The following is a 26471-nucleotide window of genomic DNA, read 5'->3' as shown; positions in this document are numbered from 1 at the left end:
AGCGATTTCAAAAATACGATATTCCTTGTATTCTTCCGACAACGTATACCTTACCTTGCATCTTTAAGATGTTCGAAACTCCTGCGGGGTTTGTCCGGTTTCTTTCTTAAAGAATCGACTGAAATAACCAGCCGAAGTGAATCCAAGCGATTTGGCGATATCCTGCACGAGGTTTCTTGGATCCGTGAGTAGTTCTTTTGCCCTTTGAATCCTCAAAGCTGCGATATACTCCGTAAGGGTTATGCCTTTCGATTGTTTAAACATTCTCGATAGATAATCCGGATTCAGGTACACTTGCTCCGCAAGATTGGATACGGAAAGGTCACCACCTAAATGTGTTTCAATGTACTGATTAATTTTCCAGAGTACGTCCATACGCATATTAGAAGACTGAGAGGAGTGGTAATGTTCAAATTGGTTTAAGATATGCTGTAATGTCTTGATGCCTTCTTTGCGTATGAGAATGGATGAGGGCTGCAAAAGCTTGGACATATGGGAAGCAACTGCAGTATCACGGTCGAGTCCCAATTTGTTGGCAGATGTCAGAATGCGAAGTGCTACCGCGCAATACATCTCCATGTATCGCATATCATCAATTGCCTCCCACTCTGCGTAAGATGACAGTTCCGACAATATAAATTGAACTTCATCTCTTCGTCCAGATTCAATGTACGTCTCTAGAGCATTTGCCTTCTTATGAAAAACCTCAATGAACCCACGTACCTCTTCCTCATCATGATTTTCCGAACCTGTAAAGTTGTTATTCCTCACGATGATTTTTTTGGCATCATAATATCGAGATAAGAATGCTTTGAGAACTGCAAACTGCTTGACTACATCGCTCCAAGCAATAGATCGATCTGTGAGTGCAAATGAAAATGTATATCCCGTCGATTTTTCTAATGTTTGCTGAATCAATTCAATAGATCCGTTTAGAAAGGTTATTAACTGCTCATCAGCTTGCACGGAGTGATCACGGGATTGAATGAAGAAAACATAATATTCCCGGTTATATACAACGTCTGTGAATTCGGAATAGGGTGACATGAACCGAACACAAACGGTATGCAGTGCCGTGAAGAGTAATTGTTTCTCTGATGCTCGTAACGAAGAATTCGCTAGATCCAATCTTGAAACAGCCATAACAAAGGGACGGTCTATGGCAAGTTTGATCCCCTTTGCCTCCAAGTGTTGTAGTGTTAGATCCTCCTGTGACTGTAAGCCTTCCAATAAGTCAGATAGGTAGATGAGGCGGTGATGCTCCGCATGTTCTTTCTGTATATCACGTGCTTGTTTGATTAAAGTGTCCATCTTCTGTTGCTCATCCAAATCACGAATTGTTGTACGAACCGCCGCTACGATCGCATCGTCTCCTTCTGCTTTCATTATATAGTTCTGTGCACCTTGCTTAATGGCATGATGAACTTAATCGAATTGATCGAAACCTGTAAGAAATATGAGTTTGCATTCCGGCCATTGCTGTTTTACCTGATCACCAAGTTCTAATCCTGACATCTTGGGCATTTTGATATCTGACAATAGAATATCAATCCGCTTTTCCGACATCACTCTTAAAGCCTCCAATGCAGTCGAAGCTTTGTAGAGTTCAAGTCTGTGGCCTTCAGCCTCCAGAAACAATTCGTATAATCCATTCAAAAGCAGTTGCTCGTCATCCACGATTAACATCCGGTACATCGATACTCGCCTCTTTCCGTGCAATAGTTAGTTCGATCTTTACTCCACCTAGATCACTGGGGCTAACCTTTATCCCGCTTTCTGGTCCGTATTTGTATTGTAGTCTTCTATGCACATTCAAAATACCCGAAATCTCTTGTTCATCTTGCGTAGACGACAGGAGAGCAGACAGTTTTTTTATAGCATCCTCACTGTCCTCACCGTTATCTTCCACAAGAACCACGATCTGTTCAGGTTCATCCAGGAACGAAACTCTAAGAATGCCTCCTTCTATCACATTTTCCAAGCCGTGAACGAATGCATTTTCAACTATAGGCTGAATAATCAGGCGTGGAACCGATAGAGCCTTGATATTGACCGGCAATTCGCCAAAATCTACAGTCACCCGATCTGAAAATCTGGCTAATTGAAGCATTGCATAATTACGAGCATGTGCCACTTCATTCTCAAGGGGGACTGTATCTCTGGAATTGCGCGTTATGAATTGAAAATACTTGGCCAGCTGATCCGTGAAATGCACGGCTTCTTTGTCTTTTTCCATTTTAATAAGGCGAATGATACTGAACAGGCAATTATAGAGGAAATGAGGATTAATCTGTGATTGCAGTTGTTTAAGCTCCGCATTTTGGCGATGAATCCGCTGATTATAGATCTCGTCTATTGAAATATTCAAATTGATTAACATATCATTGAAACGTTCGTATAAATAACCGAATTCATCTTCCTTATTATGTTGAATATTGAGTTCCAAATTTCCCTCTTCAATTCGCTTGAACGCGCGAACAAGCTTCACCATGGGCTTATTAATGATTTTGTTGATGTAGTACAGGTACAGAGCAACCATTAGAATGGTGAGTCCGAAGAACAGCCAGAACCAGACAATGGATTTGGAGATAGGTTCAAACATCGTTGGCGTATACAAATAATGATCTATATACAAGTCATTTTCCGCCAGAGAAGATTTTACAAAAATATAATCTTTATTCGTTTGAATTGGTGAAGATTCTTGCGTTGATTGTTTCATTTCTCCATAGTACCGTGTGATTGACTGTTCTAATTTGTCATCATTCACAACGATCATATTTTTGGTGTTTCTACCTAGTCCGAGTACAATCGCTCCAGAATATTCTTTTTCCAAAGCAGCTTCGAAGCTTCGATGAAGTTCACTCGTTCTCATTTCGATCTCAACGATGATTTCAGGGGGGGGTTGTATATTCACTTTCAAGAGGATATGCGACGCTAAGTAATCTGTCATTATAGGTAATAAGATGATAAGGATCTTTCAGCTTTTCAGAAGAGATATCTGTATCTTTCAACTGACCGTAACCGTCGTTTGCGGATATTTCAATATCAAGTTTGGTTAGATACAGACGTACATCCACAATGAAGTCGCTGCTATTTCGAATGGATACAAGTTTGGATCTCAAAAAATGGATAAGCTGAATCTTGTGATAGGACTCAAGTGTGTCATAGGCATTAGCAAACTGGATTACATATTCATCGTTAAGCATATCGTACTGGAGTGAATTAAAGCGGTTAAGAGTACTATTAATCTCACTTAGATACTTCTGGGACTGAGTTTCAGTCGAGGTTATAATATCTTTCCGAAGCAATTCAGAAGTCCAGTTGTACAGTATCGCTGCAAGCAGATATATTGGAAATGTCGCTACGATAAACGCTATGATCAAACGTTTATTAATCGATAGCCGCCATTTCGTATTTTTATTTCTCAACCCGTCAACTCCTCGTAATTCTATATAATCGTTTATGACTGGCACCGAGATGGCACTTTACAACGGATTATCTCCGTCTAGTCCAAATGATTAATAATATGCCTCATCAATGAGTAGTAAGCAACTACTGGAAATGGTATATCAGTATTGAAACACTGTCTAGTTACTTCGTAATCAACATTATTTTTTACTGCTAGACTATGAACATTAATATCATACAAGCGCTTTTGAATTGCTCCTATACTTTTTTTCTCATAGACCAAACCGACTACTTCGCTTGACGTTCCATTTCCATTCTCAAACCTTATTAACCATTCACCTATAGGTTCCCTTTTTGTTAAACTAACTTGATCGTTAGCATAATGAATTAACGAGGAGAAGAACCGATTAGTAATATGGTAATGATTCTTTTATCCGAACTATTCTAGCTATTTTCTCCATGGTAATCCGGGGGACAAACGTATTCTTGAAACATGGAGATTGAGCCAGAGCACATTCAGGCAGGCACTTTCTTTACTTGATCAACATTGGGAGATTGTGTCTATTCCATATGAAGATACGGAATTACCGGGTTACTTGTACTTAGCATAAATTCGAGGCCGTTTGTCCTCACGACGATCTTCGTTACCTCAATACAGCTAATCGAGCACTATCCCCTTGCAACTTGCCTTCTCTGCTGAACCCTAATAATCCCCAAAATATAGACAATACCCTTCCACTTCTTATTCAGGAAGGGAAGGGCTTGATAATATTAATGATTATGAAGAATTGCTTTATTGGCAAATGTCCGGATCATTCCAGCTTATCTTTTATATCGGCAACCTGTATCACGGGATATGTTTTAACCGATTGGTCTAAAGTTTGCTTCTCCATTAACTTTCCGTCCAAGACAACCGCGGATATGCTTGTCGTGTTCCGAATGTCCTCCAGCGGGTTCTTGTTAAGCAGCACGAGATCGGCGAGCTTTCCTTCTTCTACAGTTCCTAGCTCCTGCTCTCTATCCAAATATCGTGAAGGGTTCAGCGTTGCTGTCTGCAAGGCCTGCAGCGGTGTGAGGCCGCCGCTTTTCACTAACATTTCGAGTTCATCGTGCAAGGAAACACCGTATATAAAGTTCGTCATTTCGTAGCTGGAATCTGTGCCTGCAAGCATCGGTACTCCGGCATCGTTCAACTTTTGGACCATAACTGGCGTTGTAGAATTAATAGCCGCCATTAATTCCATTTGTTCGGGAGGAGTCGCGCTAATCACTTCAGCCCAGTTTTCCTGTACAGCAGTCGGTACGTATTTGGAACGCGGATCGATTTCAGTTTTTGCCATATTCAAATAGGTAACCATGGTCGGGACAGGCCAGACTTCCTTTTCTTTGAAAGTGCGGAAGAGCTTGTCTGCCTTTTCAGAATCATAGTGTTGGGAAGCCTCTATTTCTGCCAACGAGTAACCGAGCAAATCACTCATGTCGGCCTTTTCAAAAATATCATCCTCAATGCTCGAAGTAGCAATAAACAAACCGTGCAAGTGTTCAATGCTCTTGAATCCCAGTTGAACAGCTTCGCTAGCCCGCACCTCTACTGGTAAATGACCGCCTACCGGTAAACCGAATTTTTTGGCTTCGTCCATGACCGCCAGAAACAGAGAACGCGGAAGCCAGGAGTATACCTTGATAAGACTTGCACCTTTCTCCGCATTAAGGCGTACGGCTTCGCGCGCTTCTTCCTCTGTTTTTAAATAAACCATATGAGGGGCTTCATCAGCCGGACCTCCATTTAAGATCAAACCCGCATAGACAAGATGCGGGGCGGTCATACCGGTTTGAATACTTTTGTTCCACTGATCGACGTTTGTGAGTGATGCCCCCATCTCCCTTACTCCAGTCACTCCGTTAGCCAGTAAGAGTGGGAAAGCATTTTTATAATTTTCTTCCAGATGGACGTGCATATCCCACAGGCCAGGAATAACATACTGTCCCTTAGCATCCCTTACCTGTGCGGAATCGGGGATGTCTACGTCCTCGCTGTTTCCAATGTGACTGATCTTATTTTCCGTAATAGTAATCGTCTGATCACTGACCAACTTACCGGATCTTACATCCACGATCGTCGCATGCTGAATCACCAGCGTCTGTTTAGACTCAGGCTCATTGCTTGCATAATTGGGACCTGTGCATCCTGTTAACATAATTAATAATGCCATGAATCCAAATAGTAACTTCTTTAAATATCGCTTTTCCTCTATTAAACTCATCTTTGTCCTCCTCGTAGTTATGAATCATTGTGGGTATGATTTAATCGTAAAGTAAAAATCCTGCTTATTTATTAATAAATCCTTACAAAAACCTTACAGTTGAATCGGTGAAAGGAATCCATTAATGCGACAGCAACCGAGTTCTGACAAATGTTAAATCCGAGTGTGCACAACGTCCCTAACCCACTTGAGGAAGGCGATATTGTGACGATCGACACGGTCGCGGAGCTAGACGGTTGGCTCGGCGATTCGGCTTGGAGCTATGCGGTTGGGCAAATCTACCGATGGCCGAGAAGTTGATGCGCGTCACGAAGGAATGTCTTGACCTAGGCATCGAGCAGGTGCAGCCCGGCAATCGACTCGGCGATGTAACAAGCTCGATTCAGCGGCATGCGGAATCGCACGGCTTCGGTATCGTGCGCGACCTTCTAGCCCATGGCATCGGCCGTGACCTGTATATGCATGTAGGCAAGCCCGGAAAAGGTCTCCGGATCAAGGAGGGTATGGTGTTAACGATTGAGCTCATGATCACCGAAGGCACCAACTTCATGACACTTGATTCTGACGGCTGGACCGCACGGACGATGGACAACAAGCTCGCCGCTCAATACGAGCATACGATCGCCATCACAGCTGAGGGTACACAAATACTGACCGCGCAATAGAAAAAAGAAGTCGACCAACGAAATGGTCGACTTCAGAATGGATTAATTATGCTACTCAATCTCCGTCTAACAAGTATTATTCTCTACGCTAACTTGCCCGTTAGTTTAATAAATTTACGGGCCAAATAACGATTAGATATACGACATCGCTTTTCATTTAGTTTCCCATCTAATCGGTAACCGGTACAAGTTCTTGTCCCTCGACATCGTATAGTATGAAAATTGTAAGTTCTAGCTAAAAAACGCTTTAACTTCTCTTCTTCTTTTGACATAGTTAATTGAATGACCACGTTTTATTAGTTAACGTTTCCCGTTAGTTCAACGAAATGTTGTGAAGGTTTGGCTGACCTACATCGTCGTACTTACCCAATACCTCCGAAACCAGTTGTCGGGATCATGTCTTTAGTCGACCCATCCGTTTTTTTCAGGGGTTCTAAAACTTTCGTTTATGATATGGAAGACCCTCACCTTCTTCGCAATACTGTTTAAGACTGTACAAAAAAATAGCCAAGTTATAATTACATAAACGATAAAATGCGGTCAATTCCCTCCAATTCATCTGACGAAATACGATTGAAGTTTTCCCATTTTTTTCCTCAATATCAAAAGAAATAGTCGTACCTATCCATTCTTATCCATTCTGGATCTGAATCAACACATTGCCACAAAATCTTTTTATCCGTAGCAAGCTCATCAACGCGCATCTTTGTTAAGCCTTTACCTCCGAATCGGAACTCATTTATACAACCGATCTGATCACTGACTATTAGTTCATTTGTCCATATTTCTGAAAGTCCTTTTTCAGTGGTTAAAGCTTCATATACGGTTGAAGCTGGAACATTCACAGTCTGTAAGTGCTCGATATTTGGCATAGTGCTCATTCCCTTTCTTTTTAAGGATTTATTTATGAAAATATTAGTCTACGACTATTGAGAATTTCAAATCTTCTTTTATTATACCCTAGTATAGTTGATGTGATTTCTTCTCGATTGCTATCTTGCCCGTTAGTTGAGAAAACGGCAGCCGATCGTCTGACCAACTGCTGTCGTGTATTCATTCAACTATTGCTTCCCGTCTGATAAAATGTGAAATACAGCCATAAAATTAAAGAGTGTGAATCTTAATTTTCAAATTGATGGTGAGCTACAGTTTGATGCCGCGTTTTCCAAAGGATAAAATGACGAGCATCAAACGGGTTTTATTCGAAGAATGGTATAGGTTATGAAAGGTGGTTTAGCAATGAAGATTCTCATAGTTGGCTATTTTAGCGAGACCTCAAAATCAAATATTGCAGAGTATTTTCCACAAGACTGGAACGTTGTAATTGTCCCGCCCGGACAAGAAATGCTGCATCATATTGAAGATTGCCAGGTACTCATCCCTGAACATATTAAAGTGGATCACAGCCTGCTTGCTAACGCCAAAAAATTAAAATTGGTACAGACGGGTGCTGGATTTGATAATGTCGATGTCCCTGCCTGTACACAGCTCGGCATTTGGGTAGCCAATGCTGCAGGAGTGAATGCACAGGCAGTGGCCGAGCATGTAATGGCACTGATATTGTCTTATTATAAAAACATACCGTTTCTTGATACTTTCATGAAAAACAAGATGGATGAAAATCAATTGGACTATACAGGGAGTGAATTAAAGGGTAAAACGATTGGGATTATCGGTTTGGGCGCTATCGGAAAAAAAGTAGCTGCGTTTTGCAGGGTTTTTGATATGAATGTGCAGGCTTATGCAAGAAAAACTATTGTACAATCTGACGGCTTTGTGAAAATGACCGATTTCGATACTCTTATAAGCACATCGGACATAGTCAGTGTACATATACCCTTGAATCAGCAAACCAAACAGCTGATCAACAAAGCGGCATTCAAGAAAATGAAGAATACCACTCTTTTTATCAATACAGCCCGCGGCGGGATTGTTAACGAAAGAGACTTGATTGATGCATTAAAAAACGGGGATATTTCAGGCGCATGCTTGGATGTGTTTGAATCCGAACCGCTTCCTATTGACAGTGAGCTCCGGAATTTGGGTAATGTGATACTTACTCCCCATACAGCAGGAATGCCTGATGGTCGGAAATTTCATAAAATAAGATATGATTTCTTTATAAAGAATATAAAACTTGTAGTAAATGGTGAAGAGCCTGAAAGCAAGCTCAATCAGTTATTATAGTTTTGGTGCAATAAAATTGTGTTTCTTTTGCATGTTGTATGTTCTTGTCCCTCGACAGATTTCTCGTCGTTATCCTATATAATTTCTATTGTTTAGGTTTACGCATTGTTACATTCCAGACTACTGAAAAATCGCTCAACAAAAACATCACCACATATTTTCTTCATAAGATGATGCAGATTACAGCTCCAAAATATAGGTGAACCAACATTCGAGTCAATCTCCTGTCCCGGCTTGAAGTGATTGCGCTGCTGAATTATAGCCGTACCTGTTTCTGCATCATAATCCATAACCCGAATATATTCTTGTCCCTGGACATTTTAGGATAAGAATATTATTCCATTGCCCCACCTCTAATGTTTTTATCAAAATAAAAAAAACGTTAATCTAGCACAAAAGCCGCAGCCCTCCAAACCTTGTTTGGTGTTCTGCTTTTTCTATGGGCATATGTACAGAAGAATTGAACGTCAGCTCGCTTTGAAACTAAAAATACAGCGTTACATTGAAGTAACAAATTCGAAACTTTGGTAAATCAAACACACCAGTATGGTATTAACTTACCTTCAGGAAGGATAATGTTCTTTGCAATGGTTTTAATTTTTTATAATGATATATTTCTATACTACTTGACATGTGAATGAATTATCGATATGGTGTGAATGAGTTCACACCATACATTAAGGAGTAATTTATGCCAAAAAATTCTTTCATTCGTTTAGATGAAGCAAGGCGGGAGGAAATATCTAATAACGCTATGCATCTTTTTGTTGATCATCTTTACGAGGATATAACTATGAAGATGGTTTTGGATAGTTTGTCCATGCACCCCGGAACATTTTATCGGTATTTTGAAGACAAAGATGACCTTTATTGTCTCTTAGTACGTAATGTGACCCAGAAAAGAGCTGCGTATTTTAATAACAGTAATGAAGATTCCCTTTACCGGTTTTTCCTTACTGGCTTATTTGGTAACGTTAATGGCACTGTGACTGAGCCATTGAATGAGCTGGAAATCAAACTCACTAAAACATTTTTATACATTCCTGAGAACGTTTTACTTAAAGTATATCTGAATGTGCTAAAGGGCGAGTCTTTCCCCTTGATTAAGGACATTTTGCGCCGAATGAGAGTGGATGGATACCTCCGACCTGATATTGACGACGACCTGATCTCATTTATGTTTGAGTCAATGCAGTTTAATTTAGTCATGTTTTATAGGGAGTTCAATATTAAGGACTCTACGCTGCAAAATAAGATTAGCAAGTACTTTACTGACTTTATGAGCCATGGGCTGCTTGAAGATCATAAATATTCTGAAATTGTTAGAGATTTCAAGAAAGCCAATGAGTAGATATGATTCACTGAAGATAGAATGTAATGGTTTTACTGTTTTGAAAAAGCGCTCATAGCGCGCGCAATGTATGTATTTCACATCCGCCACTTTTATTAATTAAGGGGGAACAAGAAAATGAAAACGTATGATGCATTTCCAGAACCAATTGGCAGCTATACTGTCGGTCGAACCCAGATGGATTTTGAGTACACAGCATCAGATCACTCAAAAAGAGAACTGACGTCGTTTGTGTACTATCCGTCCGACAGCAGCGAAGGTAAGACTACATCAACGTACATGTTTCCTGAAGTCTACGAAATGTTGAATGAGCAGCCACTTGCCACTGCGTTGAAGGATGTTTTCTCTATAGATATCATGACCCAGTGTTACGACGACCTTGCTGTCTCCCGTAAGGAAAAGCGCTATCCGGTGTTATTCTATGTATGCGGCGGGGGCGGTTCTCCGGAATGGGGTACCGTGATCTGTACAGACTTGGCAAGCATAGGGTATGTTGTGGTAAGCATCGGCCATCCGAATAGCACGATGTATAAGCGTAAAGATGGGCGCCTGTTTAATGTATCAAAGGATTTTTCGGATGTCATTACAGCGCTTTCTGAAGATCCGGGGATGCTGGCGTTGGCTGGTAAGATGGAGATGCGGCCTGACGACGAAACTGCCATTGAGATGTGCCGTAACGTGCTTACACTGCCGATAATTGCCAACTTAACAGAGTATAGTGAATTACAGGCAGAAGATGTAAGGTATGTAGCCGATTATCTTTACAAACTGGACTCTGGAGAGCTGAATTCCATCTTTAAGGGCAGATTGTTGCTTGACATCGGCATGGGCATCGTCGGACATTCTTATGGAGGGCTTACGACGGCGATTGTTTGCCGGGACGACGACCGGTTCGCCTGCGGGATAGGCCTCGATAGTGGTGCGTTCGGCCTTCTCGACAGCGACCTTAAGAAACCGTTCTTGCTACTGTTTTGTGAACCTAACTATAATATGAATGCGATAATTGGCGCTAACAATAGCATGGAAACCTATTATTTCTCTGTTGATCGTGTTGCGCATTTAGATTACTGCGACATCGTGTTTACCAGTGTTAATGAGGAAATCAGAGGCGAACGGGATGCTATGGAGATGCGAAATCTTGTTACTGACTATACGAAGAACTTTTTTGATCATTACATCCTGCAGAAGGCAGCAAGTGTGGAAAGTCTGGTATACGATGGCGTGGACTTGATCAAGAAGACCAGCAACAAGTGACATAACCGAGAAATTTGCTGATAAACGCATATTAAAGAGCTAGCCGTACAGACCACAAAGCCGCTAACCCTATTACACAGTTAGCGGCTCTCTCATATTTCAGGCATCGTTGACAGAATAAATGTCGGTCTAACTCTTCCGGTAAGCAACCTTATGAAAAGCATTGATATAACGAAACAGTGCTTCACCATCATCAGGCACATGTGTGCTTCCATCCAGTGGCAGCATCATGGCCTGATACGGCTCTGGCACCATTCTATACTGATGAACATAGGAGGTTATAATGAACCCGTTGCGCTGCCAGAACTGAATGCGTTCCTGATGAGCCTCCGTTGTCCCGGACTCCGCCTCGATAATCATACCTTTGATGCCGTGTTCACTTAACCCCCAGGCTCTGAGCTGCTCCAGCATCCAAGTCCCGATGCCTGACCCGCGCAGCTTCTGTTCAACCGCGAGGTAATCGATGATCACGATGCGGTTCGCTGCCCTCCCCTCCAGTCCAGTAACAGCCATCGCAACCACTTCTCCTTGATGCACGCCCGTGTGTAAATAACCAATCCCTCGGTCCAGCATACTGCGCAGAATTGCTTTTGTCTTCGCGCCGCTTGGAAAAGCCTCATGATAGATTCGCTCCATCCGCGCCCACAATGCTTCATCCCACTCCTCTATAGTAGTAAACTCTAATTCCAGCATCTCATTCGCCTCCAGATTTTTATCATAACATATCCCTTCCCTTTTCTGGCTTTGTTAAAGTATCGTACCCTTTAGCATAAAAAGTCCATATCAATATAAGGAGTGTTATTTAACAAATTTTCATAATAAAATCGTCGGGCTTGCTCATCCCATTCGCTCCAATCAGGAGCGTTAAAATCTCTGCTTCTATAGAGCGCGGCTAAGACTCTAGCTTGCCTTAAATTAATAAATAATGGGATTTTGTTTAACCAACCTTGACTCACAGTATTTTCCTTACAATAGCCGTTTAAGAAGCTGCAATAGTAACGCTTTGTAATCTCCTTCCTTACATCTCCAGATACAACCCACGGAATAGGGATTTCATAAAATAATGGTGTAGCAATATCAGAAACAAACCAGCTATATTCCGCTTCGTCATAGTCAATAATAAAGGCTTTGTCCCCATCATTAAGATAATTGCCAGGGCTGATATCCCCATGAATAAGACCGTACGTATCTTTTTCCTTGGGTAAAGCGCTAACTTCAGTAATTAAACGATCAAAGTTATCGTGTAATTCTAACGGACAATACTTCTTAAATGAGGCTAATAGGGCATTATCATTCCATTCATAGCGTGAATGTTGGGACGGATAATTAAGCGAGAACTTATGTATTTTCCCGACCATTTGACCGATATTCTCATAAAACGTATTGCTCTCTTCGGCTATTACTGCATTTCTGCCGGGTGCTTTCTCAAAAGCTGTCACAACAAAGGACTCGTCAATGATATGAATAAGATCTCCTGATAAAGACTGAATGGGCCTCGCTACTTTCATTCCGCGATCAGCCAGGAACGTGATAAACTCTTGTTCCGCTCTGGTTAATAATTCATTCCGATGTGTGACATGGGCAATTCTTAAAATAACTTCTCGATCTCCAACTACCCCGGAATAAACAAAATTTTGAAACCCATTTAATTCGAAAATTGAGTCTTCACGTATTCCAAAACATTGCGCGGACTGTCTCAATATATCTTGTGTGTATAGTAGTTTAATCTTTTTATCCATCTAACCTCTCCCCTTTGATTTTATGGTAACAAAAGGTGCTGATTGAAAATATACTTAATTTGATTCAGAATCAAATTTTACACAAAAAGCCACATCAGAAAGCTCGATGTGACTTACAAGTGAATCTATTTTTTAGAGTAAATGATTTTCTTAATGCTTTCGTAGGAAAGACCGAATTCATTCGAGAGTTCATCGATCGACTTTCCATTGAAATATGTTTGACGGATCGTTTCGTTTCTTAGACTTAGCTGTTCTCTACTCCCCGATTTTTCTCCCCATTTTTTGTGCAATTTTTCAGGGGTCGGGACATAAACCATTCGGCCGTGAATGTACTTCTGAATTTCTTTTAGCAACTCTTCCGGAAAGATGCTGTCTGCATTTACATATTTCATGATAGCTCTGCTCCTTAAAATTTTATTGAAAATTTAAGGTAGCAAAGTCATTCTATAAACAGTAAACATCATGCCAGAGATGATTCAGCGGTTATATTTCGTTCTGGCTCCATTCAAACAACCGCCGTTGTTTATAGAACAGACTTTGCATGGAGCAGATTGTGGATTTTCCCATCAGTTGAAACCCTCCCTCCCAAAATTATAAATGTAACGCATTCCCAAATACTCATAATTACTAGTTCTCGACTATTTCCTGCACCGCACAAATACCCCGATATCTCAAAACCGGTTCAGGGGAAATTTGGGACATATATTATATTCGTGACCTAGAACTACGACCCCTTTTTGGAGGGGTTATTTTCTTTTTTAGGAGATAATTAGAGATATGCCTAATCGGTAATCGGACTATGTTCTTGTCCCCCGACATTACAATCTCATTTCTATGGCTTTCATCTTTAACTCCACGGTATGACTCACTCCGGTTGCCATTACAAAAACACCTCCAAGATGATCTCCCTATCTTACGACAAGGTTTCATTCTCTTGAAGGTGTTTTTATTTGTCTCACGTTATGGGGTCAGTCCAACCGCTACGTTGGTCTGTCACTGCTTTTCTTTATAATATACATATTCCTAATGAGTATAACTGCAATTAAGTAAGTACGGTTATCGCCTCTCTTGTAAATGGAACCAGATCATCGGTACGTCCTTCTTGAATTTTCTTAGCCCATTCAGGGTCGACCAGAAGAGCACGTCCTACAGCAACCAGATCAAACTCATCATTCTGAAGTCGTTGTACCAATCCATCGATACCGACGTTACTTGCGCCTTTACCTTCTGTGAACAGACTTGTAAAGTCACCATCAAGACCAATCGATCCAACGGTGATTGTCGGTTTGCCAGTCAGTTTTTTGGTCCATCCAGCAAAATTCAGATCAGACCCTTCGAATTCCGGCTCCCAGAAACGGCGAGTGGAACAGTGGAAGATATCGACTCCAGCTTGAACCAACGGTGCGAGAAGCTGCTCCAGTAATTCCGGTGTTTCAGCCAATTTAGCCTGATAATCATCTGACTTCCACTGAGATAAACGCAGTACAATCGGGAATTCCGGTCCCACTACTTCACGGCAAGCCTCAATCACTTCAACTGCAAAACGTGTACGAGCCATCATATCTCCACCGTAACGATCCGTACGAGAGTTGGTTTTCTCATACAGGAATTGGTCGATCAGATAGCCGTGTGCTCCATGGATTTCAACACCATCGAACCCAACACGTTTCGCTTCTGAGGCTGCTTGTGCGAATTCCTGAACGATTGTAGCAATCTCAGCTTCCGAATAATCATTAACATGACCTTTCGCTCCCATATGCCAGATCTGTGGAATAATTCGTCCGCCAGCTTCATGTACTTCAGATACAACATGTGCCCAGCCATTCATTGCAGCTTCCCCATAAAAGTGCGGCACATTGGCTTGATTGGATGCATCCGGGTGATTAATTATCGTCCCTTCCGTCACAATAAGCCCCACTGCGTTCTCTGCTCTGCGGCGGTAATAGCCAGCAACATTCGAACCCGGGATACCGTCCGGAGAAAATTGACGCGTCATCGGCGCCATCACGATCCGATTGGATAACTTCAAGTGACCTAACTCTATAGGTTGGAACAATGCTTCTACGGATTGAGAGTAATTCATAATAACCTCCACATATTTTGTTTTATATAAGTTGACCTAAGCTGTTAAACAGCAACTAGCCTGGTTAACAGCTAGACGTTACTTCCAAATGAATCAATACACGATTTTTATCGAAAAGCCCCACCTCCTTCAAGGTTTCGTGGTGTATTAATCCGCCTTCAATTGTTTTTGACTTCGTAGTCAAGAATTTCACAAAAAAAAGATCAAGACATGATCATGCCAAATGAAGTACGCAGAACCGTCTCGATCTGTTCACGGGATGAACCTGATTTCTCCATAACTCTCACACCAAGAATGGTGTTATTTAGATAAGATGCAAGCTCTATACTCGTATATCGGTTGGAAATTAACTGTTGTTTCTGGCCACTACTTATAATCTTCTCTAATACCAGTTGAACCTCTTCTACCATGAGCTCAGCTTCGCGTGTGACCTGCTCGTCATCTGTTCCGAATTCGAGTGATGCATTCACAATTAGACACCCTTGGCATCCAGTTTCATCGTCTAAAAGGGAATATCGTAAGGCATCCAGTTTATCACCTGGAGACGAATCCAGGGCTTCAATCTCCTTCAGTTTCGCTACAACCTGTTCACGGTAAAGTGCCAGTGCCTTCAGGAACAAGGATCGCTTGTCTTTAAAAACACAGTACAAACTTTGCTTTTTGACTCCTGTAGTACGCGTAAGGTCCTCATAAGAAGTTGCTTTGAAGCCTTGATTCCAGAACACTTCCATAGACTGGTATAATACACGATCGACATCAAATTCTCTTGGTCTACTCATGGGAGTAATATATCAGTTATTGACCATGCAGTCAATAACTGATATTACATCCTATTTTAAAGAGGATGGTTACAATGGATAAACATAAATTTTTATATAAATGAACAAAAGCACCGATCCTCCCCAAAGTGTGAAGACAGGTGCTTCATATGTACGTTTTTAAACGGTCCTTCCATAAACTAAACAAAAAAGAGATTTGAATCATTTGATTTAAATTGTTCCACAAAATTCCTCAAGGGATCAAACGTGAAAATAAGTAACAGATTATTATCAACTTGTTTGAAAATACGCTGTTACTTACCCCTGTCCAATAAATCATTATGGCTCGAATCCCCCGATGGACCATCAGTTGTTCTCTGCTCTCAACGTAACGGTTCAGGTTTGCAATGGTGATTAATGTAAATAGCAGGCATTTTTGCAGACAGCATTTCGGAATTGGTATAAGACGGTTTTCGAATTATTAAATCGTCAGATATCGTGACATGTATTAGACTAGCCACAATTATAAAAACAGCGGTAACCGTGGACGATAAATAAAGTCCTAGACTGTTGCTGTTTTATAGAGCTAACGTTTCCCGTTAGCTCAATGGTTTTTCTCTCCCTTAGGATTTGTTAGAAGCTCAAGTTCTCTTTTTGTTTCCGGATGCACAACTATGCTATCTGTACCGCCCTTCCTTCCAACATTCAATCAGCTCATTCAATTTATGATTAAGGATGTAGTTGTCATCGATGATGCACAGCTCCATTCCGATGTGCCAGTACACCAGATTAACTGGTCTTTAAGCAGCATTGCTGCAAATAGGACGAGAAGATTTTTATATTCATTAGCATGTGCTTGTTATCCCCATCCAACTTGCTGAGTAAAATCCCTCCCTCCAACAAAGAAAATGCAAATGATGCTAGCGCATCTACATCCAGATCCTCCCTAAACTCCTCAGCTTGAATGCCGTCACGAATAATACTTTTCATCATATCCAAGAAGGTATGCATCCCTTGCCTTGCTTGACCACAAAGCTCTAAATGAGTATCGTCACTTTCTACAGCTGTATTCTGCATGGGGCATCCGCCAATAAATGGTGGATCGTTGACGACATTCTCATAGACACGAAAAAAAGCAACCAACTTTCCTGACGCAGACTGCTCTTGATCGACCGCCTCAGAAAATTTTCTGACGACCATACCGGCAGCATAATTGTAGGCTTCAAGCGCTATCTCGTCTTTACTGGCAAAATGTCGATAGATGCCCCCCTTCTTAATTCCTGTGTCGGCAATAATTTCGTTTAGCGATGTACCGGCATATCCTCTCTGGTTAAAAATTTCAGCCGATTTCATAATGATATGTTCCCGTGTTCTGTCCCCTTTTTTCATGAGCTCCTCCGTATGAACCTTATTTTTATTTCATTTATTTTAAACGAATTATTCAATTCGGCCTTGTAATTCATTAATATCATGCTAATATAAAAGAAACCGATCGGTCTCTTTTTAGATTATACAATAAGCCATTCTAGAATGAAATAGCGCTGGGCCATTTTTATTTCATTACAGGCATTCGCTTGTTGGAATAAATAAAACTTATAGGGGGATTTTTCAATGACTGTAAAAGTAGGTATAAACGGTTTTGGACGAATCGGACGACTAGCTTTTCGCCGAATTCAAGATGTGGAAGGCGTCGAGGTTGTAGCGATTAACGACCTTACGAACGCTAAAATGTTAGCTCATCTGCTCAAATATGATACGACCCAAGGCACTTTTCACGGTGACATTGAAGTCCATGACGGAACCTTCAAAGTAAACGGCAAAGAGGTTAAGGTTTTGGCTAAGCGGAATCCTGAAGAGCTTCCTTGGGGAGAGCTTGGCGTTGATATTGTTCTCGAATGTACAGGCTTCTTCACCACGAAAGAACAGGCCGAGCTTCACCTGAAAGGCGGAGCGAGGAAAGTTGTCATTTCCGCCCCTGCTACAGGCGACATGAAAACGATCGTATACAACGTGAACCATGACACACTGGACGGAACGGAAACTGTCATTTCCGGCGCTTCCTGCACAACCAACTGCCTGGCCCCTATGGCTAAAGCTCTGCACGACAAGTTTGGTATCCAATCCGGGCTGATGACGACCGTTCACGCTTACACGGGTAACCAAAACACACTTGACGCTCCGGATCCAAAAGGCAATTTCCGAGCTGCGCGCGCCTCAGCGGAGAACATCGTTCCCTACTCCACCGGTGCCGCAAAAGCCATTGGCCTAGTTCTTCCGGAACTGAAGGGCAAACTGGATGGGGCATCTCAACGTGTACCTGTACCAACAGGTTCCGTGACTGAACTCGTTGCCGTTTTGAATACCAAGGTAACGGTTGAACAAGTTAACGCTGCTATGAAAGAAGCTTCCGATCCAGAAACTTTCGGATACACGGAAGACGAAATCGTTTCTTCCGATATCAAAGGCATCACATTCGGTTCGCTCTTCGACGCCACGCAGACGAAAGTTCTGACAGTCGGTGACCAGCAATTGGTGAAAACCGCAGCTTGGTACGATAACGAAATGTCTTATACAGCCCAATTGGTTCGTACTCTGGAGCACTTCGCTAAGATTGCTAGATAAACAATAAATGATGGATAGAAGGAAAATTCTATGAAGGATGCACCCCACAATATGATGATCGATTGTTCGGCATTATTCTGGTTTTGACGGGAGTCGCGTCGGTTGAAGGTGTACCATCACTTCGGAAGGGCCAACGGGCTTCTGAGCGCCGCCATTGTGGAAGCCTTCGCGCAGTTGCTCGAAAGCAAAAGGACTGCGGCCCAATGCGCCGATCCGGTGATAGCGCTGTGCGAAGGCTGGGACGATTACGTGCGCTTAGCGGCAGCTCGTCCACGGCCCTACGTAGCGATGATGAGCCGCGTTCTCTACGGCGCTGAATTTCCCGCTGCCGAGCTGGCCTTTACGCTCCTGATACAACGCATCGCAGCCGAGGGATGGCTCGCACCGACGGTCGAGGTGGTTGTGCTCATGTAGGCGTCTGCGAATGCTGCATCCCTGCTTCACGTCACAGCTCGGCTACGCAAGGTGGAGAGCCACCCACTTCTGCGGTTCTTGAGCAAATCCGCGGTTGCGCCATGCGGTCTATCCTGAATTCCGAACCGAAAGGATGATCACAATGAAAATTCTCGTGACGGGAGGCACCGGCCTGCTCGGCGGCCGCCTGATCCCGAAGCTCGTGGAGGATGGTCACCAGATTTTCGCCCTCACACGCTCTATATCGTCTCACGCCAAACTCAAGGCCATGGGTGCGATACCGGTCGATGCCGATCTCGAAAGCAGCACGCCAATCGTGTTACCGATGATCGATGCGGTTGTGCATGCGGCCGCCCTTTTCCGCTTTTCAGGGCCTCGCGAACCCTTCTTCCGTACCAACGTCGATGGCACTGCAGCCTTGCTGAAGGCATCCGAGTCCGCCTGTGCGAAGACATTCATCTACATCAGTGCGGCGGGGATCCACATGGATAACGGCGGAACGCTCATCCACGACGCTGATGAAAGCGCGCCGACTTTCCGGAACCACTTCTCCTCCTACCTGGCGAGCAAGGCACAGGCCGATTCATTGGTTCTGGCAGCCAACAAACCCGGCTTTCGCACGATCGCGCTTCGCCCACCCGCAATCTGGGGGCCTGGTGATCCGTTTAGCCGAGCGCTTCCCGAAGCAGTCAGATCTGGACAGTTCGCGTTCATCGACCGCGGTGATTACGCTTTTTCAACTTGCCATGTGGACAATGTGGTTGAATCCATACAATGCGCTCTTGAACGCGGAGAAGGCGGCCATGCCTTCTTCATCAAAGACCAGGAAGGGCAGACTTTCCGTGAGTTCGTCGTCTCGATTGCGAACTTGCAGGGCCTGTCCATCGATAAGCTGCGTTCGATGCCCTACTGGCTCGCCTCTGCCATTGGCCGTCTGTTCGACACTACCTGGGCCGTAACGCGGAAAAACGGCGATCCGCCGATCTCACGTTCGATGATACGCATGATTGGGCGTGAGTTCACCGTCAACGATGCCGCTGCACGTCGAGAGTTGGGCTATGTCGGAAGAACTTTGCGTGACGCCGGCTTGCAAAGCTACGAGGAACCATCTGCTCAACGATAGGGCTTTGGAGGGCAAACCACGACAATCGATGGTAAGTTGTTCTCTGGAATGGCTCTTTAGGCCAATGTGGTAGGCAGCGTTCGACGAAGAAGAGCACTACAGATCAGCAAAAGCTTATTAGCGTAATAAAAAACGGAGCAGTCGCCGCCGGCGAGCTGCTCCTTCCTTTATTTGTTGAACTAAATTGTTCCGTAAGTTTAGTGATTACTTCATTAAGTATCGGATATTGAATCAATCAATGTATAAATAAAGTTTATTTTATCCGGGTCAAGGTTTTTACCAATTACTCGGTGGAACTCTTCTTTATGATCAAACCAAGTTCAAGCATATCACCAATGACTAAATGCTTATCATTATAACACGTCAGTTCTTGAAAAGTCTTAATTGCTGCATTTACCGAATCTCATATCAGGCAATTTAAATGAAGAAATCCTTCATTTATTTCTGCAGAGTTAAGCCCAACTGTGCCCTTTTCCAGTATTACAGCCGGGAGCACGTTTGTAAAATGCGATGCTCCCAGGTTAATGAATACTATTATAAATGCTTTTAAATTCTTGAACAAAATCAATCGGCAGCATAGGTTCATCAGAAGCGGCTACTCGTAGAAGCTCTTTTAACCAGTTCATTGATTTTTCATTCAAATTTGACACATCGTTTGCTTGATGAAAATAAACATACAGCAATGCATGACGAAGTTTAATAGAATCTTGTAAATATACTATTTCTTCTTCTTGGATTGTATTTTCCTTCAGATATCCTTTCATAAAATGGCGGAAAAACAATTTACAATATTCCGTTTTATTTTCAAATTCCTTAAACGGATAAGAGAGTGCATAATACAATGTAATCCCAATATCATTTACGAAATACGTATAACCACAATCATCAAAATCGAACAAATAAATGTCTCCTTTATGCAGAAAAAAATTACTTTGATGAAAATCAGTATGAGTCAAACCGTATGTATCTTTGGACTTGGGCAGAGAAGTAAGTTTTGTTAATCTTTCTTTTAGAATTGAAATCATTACATCATCAGGTTGCAGGTATTTCTCCGCCTTTAATTGAACTTCTTGGTCCCAAGCTTGTCGTTTAAACGCCGGATTACTCCATTCATAACCTTTAGTCGCATGATGGATTTTCCCCAGAAATTCGCCCCATTTTTCGTAAAGCGATTCATTCCAATCTGCATCTGTCACTTCTTTTCCAAGAGACATTTCGTATGAAATGGCTAGGAACGACCCATTTTCTGCAGCAATTTCTTCAACCATATTACCCCTGGTCGATGGAACAGCATTTGAAACTGCCAGTCCCTTATTCGACAAAAAATTTAAAAATTCAATTTCACCCCGTATATTATTTCTTGATCTTCTAATTGTATGTGAGATTTTTAATATGAAAAACGCATTGTTTTTCTGGTATTCATAAACAAAGCTTTCATAACCGCCCAATAAACGAACGGTGTCATTATTAATGTCATATCGCTTTATTGCTTCAGTAAGGATCTCTTCAGTGAATTGCTCTTTAATTTCTCGTATCATCTTCTATACCTTCTTTCATTCATAATTTAAGTAGTTGTGTAGTTTTTTGCTCAAAGTGCGCGACTACCGGAAACATTTCTCTTCCCCCCTACAAAAACGCCGTTAGCTTAATGAAAATACGACAAAATACCGGTTAGTTATACGCCTAATCGGTAATAGGAACATGTTCTTGTCCTTGGCTTGAAACACGAACTTGTACCGATAAAACAAAAAAAGCCGCTAAATTAGCGACTTCAATTGGAATATGTACTTGTCCCGTGACAGTTGCCTTTATCATCTTCAGTGCCTTCCGCATCAGGTGCTTCGAATCCCCCTAATTGGGACTACTAGAGTCGCACCTAGCTTCTTCATTTAATAACTTCAACCTTTTTATCCCCTGCTGTCTTCGCTACCTCTAACGTTGTTTTACCTTGGATAGCGACTATTACGCCAGTAGCAAGCATAGAAACGATTAAAGCTGCGTTGAGGGCTGTGGAAATTTTCTTCTTGACCATAACCATACCTCCGATATCAATTATGTACTAAGCGGCTCAAGACTATGACGAGCCGAGGGTGACTACATGACTGTGAAAAGGAGATAATCCAACCTAAATTTACATGGTGGACTCCACTAATCAATTACAATATTTCACTTCTTTTGTCGGGTAATCCATCTGGTGACTGTATTATAACCTACTGACAATGATTGTAAAAGGATTTTTTCCTTGTGTTCAAATAAAATAAAGTATTAGACTCGGAAAAGCACCCAAGCCGCACCTTGCTTCTGAACAGTTTGCAAAACAACCAACCAATCTCCAGCCTTTTTAACCTCAAAGCGTTAGATACCGATCCAATCCACATCGTTCATTGTGCCGGCTAAGAATGCCTGTGGTTTCCAAATGAACAGCCTGCTCCCAATTATCGTTCGGCTCTCGATCAGTATTCGACTACTCGTTACCGTCATTAACGCTATCTTCACCGAATGACATTCTTTTCACCCTGAATGTACTGAAAGTTCATCCATTTATGCTGTCGGCTTCATGTGTACCCTTAGTATTAGCAGAGTCATACTGAACTCGCGCCTCTACAACTTGAGTGTAATGTTCTCTTCCCCACTGTCTTAGCTCTTTCATCGGCTGAAGCAAGGTTTCCCCTAATATGGTTAGTGAATACTCGACAATTAAAGGTACTGTAGGAGTAATATGTCGTTGAACCAAACCATCACGCTCCAGCTTGCGCACCGTTTGGGTAAGCATTTTTTTAGATATTCCCTCAACCCTCCGCAGCATTTCTCCATATCTGATTTTACCGTTTTCCATGGCATATATAACAAGTGCAGTCCACTTGTCAGAGATAATGTCAAGAACTTTGCTATAGCCGCAATTGGATAACGAAATATTAGATTGTTTAGTTGTTGTTGATGAATGTGCCAAAATGTTCCCCCTCCTATGCACTATGAAGTTCCCAGGACACTTTAAAGTGCCTACTTATATCATTTTATTTTTTGCATTACTGTATGTCTATACCAGCATTGAGCAGCTTGAGCTAGATTTGCCATAGCAAACACACTGCTTAAGGGTGAACTCGGGTGTCTAAGAAGTTTTGCTCCCGAAAGGGGTTGCCTTGTACTGGATTACTTCGAAGGTAGATAAATAACATGACAAATATTAATAAAACGCGTCCCAAGCTATATGTATTGGATAACGGTCGAATGAGCATGGATAAAAATTGGATCATCTCCATGCATAATCCAGCAACCATTAATAATCCGAATGCCCAGACACAATTTGTTGAATTTCCAATTTATACGGTATTGATTGATCATCCTGAGGGGAAAATTTTGTTTGATACCGCCTGCAACCCAAACTCGATGGGCGCTCAAGGGCGCTGGGCACAGTCGACCCAACAGTCGTCTCCATGGGTAGCAAGTGAGGAATGTTACCTGCATAACCGGCTGGAGCAGCTTAAGGTTAGACCCGAGGAAATCAAGTATGTCGTTGCCTCCCACTTGCATCTGGACCATGCAGGATGCCTCGAATTGTTCACGAATGCGACCATTATCGTCCATGAAGATGAGTTTAACGGAGCACTGCAGACCTACGCCCGCAATGAAAAAGAAGGAGCCTATGTGTGGGCTGATATTGATGCATGGATCAAAAACCAGCTGCAGTGGAAAACGATCAAACCGGGAGAAGACAATCTGGATCTGGTGGCTGGTATCAAAATCTTAAATTTCGGAAGCGGTCATGCCTGGGGAATGTTAGGTCTCCAGATCGAAATGCCAGAAACCGGCGGAATCATTCTAGCTTCCGATGCCATTTATACTGCGGAAAGTTTTGGTCCTCCGGTCAAGCCACCTGGTATAATCTATGATTTGATCGGCTACCGAAATACAGTGGAGAAAATTCGCAATTTGGCTGCCCGAACGAATTCCCAAGTGTGGTTCGGGCATGATGCGGATCAATTCAGAAGCATGAGAAAATCTACTGAAGGCTATTATGAATAATCGAACCTTCCCATAGCGGAAAAATTGATCTGAAGGCTGCCGGTTCTAGACCGAAATGGAAGAAGCCCTCCAGAACAATAATCGTATTTGCAGACATTTTTTAAGTAGAACTTAAAAGCCTCCCTGGGGTGGGGGGCTTTTAGTACTTTCAGTATTTTTTTATTTCATGTAGCGATATTCCAGGAGGTCCTTCAAATTTGAAATTTTCTGCAACAGCTTCTCCCCAACATTGGTTTCCCTCACCAGCTTCCGTTCCAGTTCTTTATCCACCAGTCTTTTTACAGACATTACGTCCGTTCCGTTGCATAACACATCTTCTTTTGAATTAAATTTCTGATGGGCGACGAGCTGCATGCCAAAGGAATTAAACAACAAAGTATATCCGGCGATGCCCGTTGTAGATTGATAGGCCTTGGAAAAACCGCCGTCAATGACAACCATTTTCCCGTTGGCTTTAATGGGGTTCTCTCCACGAGTTTCTTTAACTGGCGTGTGACCGTTAATGACATGTCCATGATCCGGATTCAAATCAAACTCCAGCAGGATTTTTCGGCAGATATCCTCATTTTCACGTAAATAGTAGTAAGGGTTCTTTCTCTCCTTATGGGTTTCTTTATCCTGGATAAAGTACCGTTCAAAAGTGGTCATTTCTCGCTTTCCAAAGAGCGAGGAACATTCCCCTGTCCAGATGTACCATACCATATCCGTCGCTAGATCATCTGTCTCTTCCGGATGCGCAAAGGAGTAACGTAAGTAATATTCAAAAACATCAAGCAGCTGACGGCCCGAATACGTCTTGTCTTCAATCTGCATTTCTTCCATGTTTCCTTCTTCATCCAAAGGAATACAGCCGTGGATTAACAAATTCCCGTTATATTTTAAATAAAGGCTGCCCTTTTTCATAAGAAAATTCATATGTTTGGCCAGCTTTTCGGAATGCTGCACGGAAAACAGCAGCTTTTCCATCACTTCCTGTTCTTCCTCTAGCAATTGTTCAGGCTGCTGCGGATTTACGGCTCTGAAACAGGTGTTTTCCAGCGGGTACGTTTTTCCGCCGATTTTGATTTCATTTTTGTCGTAATCAATCTGCTCTAGCAGAAGTCTTTCAGACATATTAAAGTATGGGCGTCTCTTGATAATCGGGATTTCAAGCTTAAACTGGATCATGGCAATAGCTTGATGAATTTTGGTAATCTGCAGGATTTCCTGCTCCGAACCGTTATGGTCGGACTGCAGCTTGGGTCTGAAGGCCGGATTGTCATCATAGTATTTCTCCGCCAAGTTTAGCAGTGGGCGAAGATTGATTCCGTATACGTCTTCGATGATGTCCAGATTGTCGTATCTGGCGCCGATCCGGATAATATTCGCAAGGCAGACCAGGGAACCCGCATAGGCGCCGATCCACAGGACATCATGGTTCCCCCACTGAATGTCTACAGAATGATAGTTGATTAGCGTGTCCATAATTTTATCGGGGTCCGGCCCCCGGTCATAGATATCTCCAACCACATGAAGATGGTCAACCACTAGGCGCTGGGTCGTATAAGCTAGACCGATAATGAGCTTGTCTGCCTGGCCCAAGGAGATAATTTGCCGGTATATTTCCTCATAATAAGGATCCTTATTGTTGGTCAAATCCGTTTTGTATAGAAGCTCTTCTACAACATAGATAAACTGCTCCGGCAGAGCTTTACGCAATTTCGAGCGCGTATATTTGGAAGAGGCATAAGAAACGAGCTTAAGCATTTGTTCAATCGTTTGTCTATGCCACCGGTTCAAGGCTTGTTTATTACACAGGTCTGCTTTAACCAACTGTATTTTTTCTTCCGGATAATAAACTAAAGCCGCAAAATCATTGATTTCATCATCTGTCCAAACCTCACGGAATAAATCCTTGATTTTCTCCTTTACATTACCCGAACCGTTTCTTAGTACATGCTGAAAAGCATGAAACTCCCCATGCAAATCACTGACATAATGCTCAGTTCCCTTGGGAAGATTGGAGATCGCTTCAAGGTTGATGATCTCTGTTATGACTTTTTCTTCCGTATCATATTTCTCGGCCAATAAATCTAGAAACTGCTCATCCAAAACAGATGTCCCCCTTCAAGTAAGTATGGTGATGTATAGCCGGGTCCAAAAGCTTTATTCAACCACATTTAAATCCGCTCTATCAATGATTTTTCACATACGGAATATTGGTCTTTCGGAATGCCAACCTCTTCACCTGTATGGTTAACAATAAAAATAAAATTATTTATGTGGTGATATCAGCATCGCCTTCTCCCATCATAGTATAACCCTCTGTTGCAAACTGCTCCTAAAGACGCTAGTCTGACCACAATCTGTTCAGGCTTACAGTTGCATCACTTGGTGAGAAGTTATTTTCGGCGTAATAAGGTTCTTCCAACCTCTTATCACGTAATGCTGCACCTAATTCTACAATATCTTTGGCTAATGTAACATCATAGATCCAGTACTCAACCTTGTTCTTGGTCAAAATTTGTTTCCACATCCCTGTCTCTTTCACAGTATATATAAAAATACCCCATAGAGAGACTTTTGGAAATGTCTACTCTA

Annotated in this window: 25 protein-coding genes and 1 pseudogene; 8 read left to right on the top strand and 18 right to left on the bottom strand. The window is 42.3% G+C overall.

All coding sequences use genetic code 11. The annotated features are described in order from the left end of the window. Nucleotides 1–63 precede the first annotated feature (63 nt). From P5G61_RS13130 to P5G61_RS13110, 5 genes are all read right to left on the bottom strand, one after another. Nucleotides 64–1386, bottom strand: a complete 1323-nt coding sequence (locus tag P5G61_RS13130; RefSeq protein WP_301246916.1) for an AraC family transcriptional regulator — start codon at nt 1384–1386, stop codon at nt 64–66. Nucleotides 1387–1425: 39 nt separating this feature from the next. Then, entirely contained in the window at nt 1426–1695 is a 270-nt protein-coding gene (locus P5G61_RS13125) for a response regulator (RefSeq protein ID WP_301246915.1), read from the bottom strand. Next, nucleotides 1670–2914: a sensor histidine kinase gene (locus P5G61_RS13120; protein WP_301246914.1), complete on the bottom strand. Its 1245-nt coding sequence runs from the start codon at nt 2912–2914 to the stop codon at nt 1670–1672. The genes P5G61_RS13125 and P5G61_RS13120 overlap by 26 nt, the downstream gene beginning before the upstream one ends. Beyond that, the gene (locus P5G61_RS13115; RefSeq protein WP_301246913.1) at nt 2892–3428 is read right to left on the bottom strand and encodes a hypothetical protein; all 537 of its coding nucleotides are present in this window, start codon (nt 3426–3428) and stop codon (nt 2892–2894) included. The genes P5G61_RS13120 and P5G61_RS13115 overlap by 23 nt, the downstream gene beginning before the upstream one ends. A gap of 792 nt (nt 3429–4220) precedes the next feature. Next, on the bottom strand, nt 4221–5672 hold the full coding sequence (locus P5G61_RS13110) for an amidohydrolase family protein (RefSeq protein ID WP_301246912.1): 1452 nt from the start codon (nt 5670–5672) through the stop codon (nt 4221–4223). A 168-nt stretch (nt 5673–5840) separates the two neighbouring features. Between P5G61_RS13110 and P5G61_RS13105 the strand changes: the two are divergent. Next, a pseudogene (locus P5G61_RS13105) lies at nt 5841–6337 on the top strand (type I methionyl aminopeptidase); the annotation flags it as partial. A 602-nt stretch (nt 6338–6939) separates the two neighbouring features. On the opposite strand, the gene P5G61_RS13100 reads toward P5G61_RS13105, so the two are convergent. Beyond that, a complete protein-coding gene (locus P5G61_RS13100; RefSeq protein ID WP_301246910.1) occupies nt 6940–7209 on the bottom strand; it encodes a hypothetical protein in 270 nt (89 codons plus the stop codon). A gap of 349 nt (nt 7210–7558) precedes the next feature. On the opposite strand from P5G61_RS13100, the gene P5G61_RS13095 reads away from it, so the two are divergent. The 3 genes from P5G61_RS13095 to P5G61_RS13085 all read left to right on the top strand — a co-directional run bounded on the left by P5G61_RS13095 (nt 7559) and on the right by P5G61_RS13085 (nt 11129). Further along, complete coding sequence (locus P5G61_RS13095) at nt 7559–8524, top strand: NAD(P)-dependent oxidoreductase (protein ID WP_301246909.1); 966 nt, start codon at nt 7559–7561, stop codon at nt 8522–8524. A 691-nt stretch (nt 8525–9215) separates the two neighbouring features. Then, complete coding sequence (locus P5G61_RS13090; RefSeq protein WP_301246907.1) at nt 9216–9875, top strand: TetR/AcrR family transcriptional regulator; 660 nt, start codon at nt 9216–9218, stop codon at nt 9873–9875. A 117-nt stretch (nt 9876–9992) separates the two neighbouring features. After that, complete coding sequence (locus P5G61_RS13085; RefSeq protein ID WP_301246905.1) at nt 9993–11129, top strand: alpha/beta hydrolase; 1137 nt, start codon at nt 9993–9995, stop codon at nt 11127–11129. Nucleotides 11130–11258: 129 nt separating this feature from the next. On the opposite strand, the gene P5G61_RS13080 is transcribed toward P5G61_RS13085, so the two are convergent. From P5G61_RS13080 to P5G61_RS13055, 6 genes are all read right to left on the bottom strand, one after another. Next, complete coding sequence (locus P5G61_RS13080) at nt 11259–11822, bottom strand: GNAT family N-acetyltransferase (protein WP_301246903.1); 564 nt, start codon at nt 11820–11822, stop codon at nt 11259–11261. 71 nt (nt 11823–11893) lie between these two features. Next, nucleotides 11894–12868 (bottom strand): phosphotransferase enzyme family protein, encoded by a 975-nt coding sequence (locus P5G61_RS13075; RefSeq protein ID WP_301246901.1) that lies wholly within the window; start codon nt 12866–12868, stop codon nt 11894–11896. A gap of 125 nt (nt 12869–12993) precedes the next feature. Further along, on the bottom strand, nt 12994–13260 hold the full coding sequence (locus P5G61_RS13070; RefSeq protein WP_301246899.1) for a CD3324 family protein: 267 nt from the start codon (nt 13258–13260) through the stop codon (nt 12994–12996). Between the two features lie 650 nt (nt 13261–13910). Further along, complete coding sequence (locus tag P5G61_RS13065; protein WP_301246898.1) at nt 13911–14951, bottom strand: NADH:flavin oxidoreductase; 1041 nt, start codon at nt 14949–14951, stop codon at nt 13911–13913. Nucleotides 14952–15154: 203 nt separating this feature from the next. Next, nucleotides 15155–15730 (bottom strand): TetR/AcrR family transcriptional regulator, encoded by a 576-nt coding sequence (locus P5G61_RS13060; RefSeq protein WP_301246896.1) that lies wholly within the window; start codon nt 15728–15730, stop codon nt 15155–15157. Between the two features lie 768 nt (nt 15731–16498). Further along, nucleotides 16499–17098, bottom strand: coding sequence for a TetR/AcrR family transcriptional regulator (locus tag P5G61_RS13055; RefSeq protein ID WP_079345354.1), 600 nt, complete (start codon nt 17096–17098; stop codon nt 16499–16501). A 222-nt stretch (nt 17099–17320) separates the two neighbouring features. Between P5G61_RS13055 and gap the strand changes: the two genes are divergently transcribed. The 3 genes from gap to P5G61_RS13040 all read left to right on the top strand — a co-directional run bounded on the left by gap (nt 17321) and on the right by P5G61_RS13040 (nt 19868). Further along, complete coding sequence (gene gap / locus P5G61_RS13050; RefSeq protein WP_301246894.1) at nt 17321–18331, top strand: type I glyceraldehyde-3-phosphate dehydrogenase; 1011 nt, start codon at nt 17321–17323, stop codon at nt 18329–18331. Nucleotides 18332–18433: 102 nt separating this feature from the next. After that, complete coding sequence (locus tag P5G61_RS13045; RefSeq protein WP_218671850.1) at nt 18434–18745, top strand: hypothetical protein; 312 nt, start codon at nt 18434–18436, stop codon at nt 18743–18745. A gap of 142 nt (nt 18746–18887) precedes the next feature. Then, nucleotides 18888–19868, top strand: coding sequence for an NAD-dependent epimerase/dehydratase family protein (locus P5G61_RS13040; protein ID WP_301246891.1), 981 nt, complete (start codon nt 18888–18890; stop codon nt 19866–19868). Nucleotides 19869–20389: 521 nt separating this feature from the next. Here P5G61_RS13040 and P5G61_RS13035 read toward each other — a convergent pair. The 4 genes from P5G61_RS13035 to P5G61_RS13020 all read right to left on the bottom strand — a co-directional run bounded on the left by P5G61_RS13035 (nt 20390) and on the right by P5G61_RS13020 (nt 22818). Next, nucleotides 20390–21406, bottom strand: coding sequence for a phosphotransferase enzyme family protein (locus P5G61_RS13035; protein WP_301246889.1), 1017 nt, complete (start codon nt 21404–21406; stop codon nt 20390–20392). Nucleotides 21407–21551: 145 nt separating this feature from the next. After that, on the bottom strand, nt 21552–21683 hold the full coding sequence (locus P5G61_RS13030; RefSeq protein WP_301246888.1) for a hypothetical protein: 132 nt from the start codon (nt 21681–21683) through the stop codon (nt 21552–21554). 70 nt (nt 21684–21753) lie between these two features. Continuing rightward, nucleotides 21754–21900: a hypothetical protein gene (locus tag P5G61_RS13025; RefSeq protein ID WP_301246887.1), complete on the bottom strand. Its 147-nt coding sequence runs from the start codon at nt 21898–21900 to the stop codon at nt 21754–21756. 501 nt (nt 21901–22401) lie between these two features. Next, nucleotides 22402–22818, bottom strand: a complete 417-nt coding sequence (locus P5G61_RS13020; protein ID WP_301246886.1) for a winged helix-turn-helix transcriptional regulator — start codon at nt 22816–22818, stop codon at nt 22402–22404. 224 nt (nt 22819–23042) lie between these two features. Here P5G61_RS13020 and ahlS point away from each other — a divergent pair, with 224 nt between their 5' ends. Further along, entirely contained in the window at nt 23043–23891 is an 849-nt protein-coding gene (gene ahlS / locus P5G61_RS13015; RefSeq protein ID WP_301246885.1) for an AhlS family quorum-quenching N-acyl homoserine lactonase, read from the top strand. Between the two features lie 159 nt (nt 23892–24050). Here ahlS and P5G61_RS13010 read toward each other — a convergent pair whose 3' ends face one another. Further along, nucleotides 24051–25982: a fructose-1,6-bisphosphatase gene (locus P5G61_RS13010; protein WP_301246883.1), complete on the bottom strand. Its 1932-nt coding sequence runs from the start codon at nt 25980–25982 to the stop codon at nt 24051–24053. A gap of 238 nt (nt 25983–26220) precedes the next feature. Then, nucleotides 26221–26406, bottom strand: coding sequence for a hypothetical protein (locus P5G61_RS13005; RefSeq protein ID WP_301246881.1), 186 nt, complete (start codon nt 26404–26406; stop codon nt 26221–26223). Nucleotides 26407–26471 lie beyond the last annotated feature (65 nt).

The sequence above is a fragment of the Paenibacillus vandeheii genome, from assembly GCF_030433635.1.
In the GTDB taxonomy this organism is placed as follows: Bacteria; Bacillota; Bacilli; order Paenibacillales; family Paenibacillaceae; genus Paenibacillus; species Paenibacillus vandeheii.
The sequence above is the reverse complement of the archived record's forward strand: the minus strand, read 5'-3'. Positions and strand labels throughout refer to the sequence as shown.

Coding starts and splice junctions, on each gene's coding strand:
- P5G61_RS13100 (WP_301246910.1), bottom strand. CDS start 7,209: ATGCCAAATATCGAGCACTTACAGACTGTGAATGTTCCAGCTTCAACC.
- gap (WP_301246894.1), top strand. CDS start 17,321: ATGACTGTAAAAGTAGGTATAAACGGTTTTGGACGAATCGGACGACTA.
- P5G61_RS13095 (WP_301246909.1), top strand. CDS start 7,559: ATGAAAGGTGGTTTAGCAATGAAGATTCTCATAGTTGGCTATTTTAGC.
- P5G61_RS13065 (WP_301246898.1), bottom strand. CDS start 14,951: ATGAATTACTCTCAATCCGTAGAAGCATTGTTCCAACCTATAGAGTTA.
- P5G61_RS13125 (WP_301246915.1), bottom strand. CDS start 1,695: ATGTACCGGATGTTAATCGTGGATGACGAGCAACTGCTTTTGAATGGA.
- P5G61_RS13030 (WP_301246888.1), bottom strand. CDS start 21,683: ATGATAAAGGCAACTGTCACGGGACAAGTACATATTCCAATTGAAGTC.
- P5G61_RS13080 (WP_301246903.1), bottom strand. CDS start 11,822: ATGCTGGAATTAGAGTTTACTACTATAGAGGAGTGGGATGAAGCATTG.
- P5G61_RS13110 (WP_301246912.1), bottom strand. CDS start 5,672: ATGAGTTTAATAGAGGAAAAGCGATATTTAAAGAAGTTACTATTTGGA.
- P5G61_RS13130 (WP_301246916.1), bottom strand. CDS start 1,386: ATGAAAGCAGAAGGAGACGATGCGATCGTAGCGGCGGTTCGTACAACA.
- P5G61_RS13075 (WP_301246901.1), bottom strand. CDS start 12,868: ATGGATAAAAAGATTAAACTACTATACACACAAGATATATTGAGACAG.
- ahlS (WP_301246885.1), top strand. CDS start 23,043: ATGACAAATATTAATAAAACGCGTCCCAAGCTATATGTATTGGATAAC.
- P5G61_RS13060 (WP_301246896.1), bottom strand. CDS start 15,730: ATGAGTAGACCAAGAGAATTTGATGTCGATCGTGTATTATACCAGTCT.
- P5G61_RS13035 (WP_301246889.1), bottom strand. CDS start 21,406: ATGATACGAGAAATTAAAGAGCAATTCACTGAAGAGATCCTTACTGAA.
- P5G61_RS13025 (WP_301246887.1), bottom strand. CDS start 21,900: ATGGTCAAGAAGAAAATTTCCACAGCCCTCAACGCAGCTTTAATCGTT.
- P5G61_RS13090 (WP_301246907.1), top strand. CDS start 9,216: ATGCCAAAAAATTCTTTCATTCGTTTAGATGAAGCAAGGCGGGAGGAA.
- P5G61_RS13005 (WP_301246881.1), bottom strand. CDS start 26,406: ATGTGGAAACAAATTTTGACCAAGAACAAGGTTGAGTACTGGATCTAT.
- P5G61_RS13070 (WP_301246899.1), bottom strand. CDS start 13,260: ATGAAATATGTAAATGCAGACAGCATCTTTCCGGAAGAGTTGCTAAAA.
- P5G61_RS13040 (WP_301246891.1), top strand. CDS start 18,888: ATGAAAATTCTCGTGACGGGAGGCACCGGCCTGCTCGGCGGCCGCCTG.
- P5G61_RS13085 (WP_301246905.1), top strand. CDS start 9,993: ATGAAAACGTATGATGCATTTCCAGAACCAATTGGCAGCTATACTGTC.
- P5G61_RS13055 (WP_079345354.1), bottom strand. CDS start 17,098: ATGAAAAAAGGGGACAGAACACGGGAACATATCATTATGAAATCGGCT.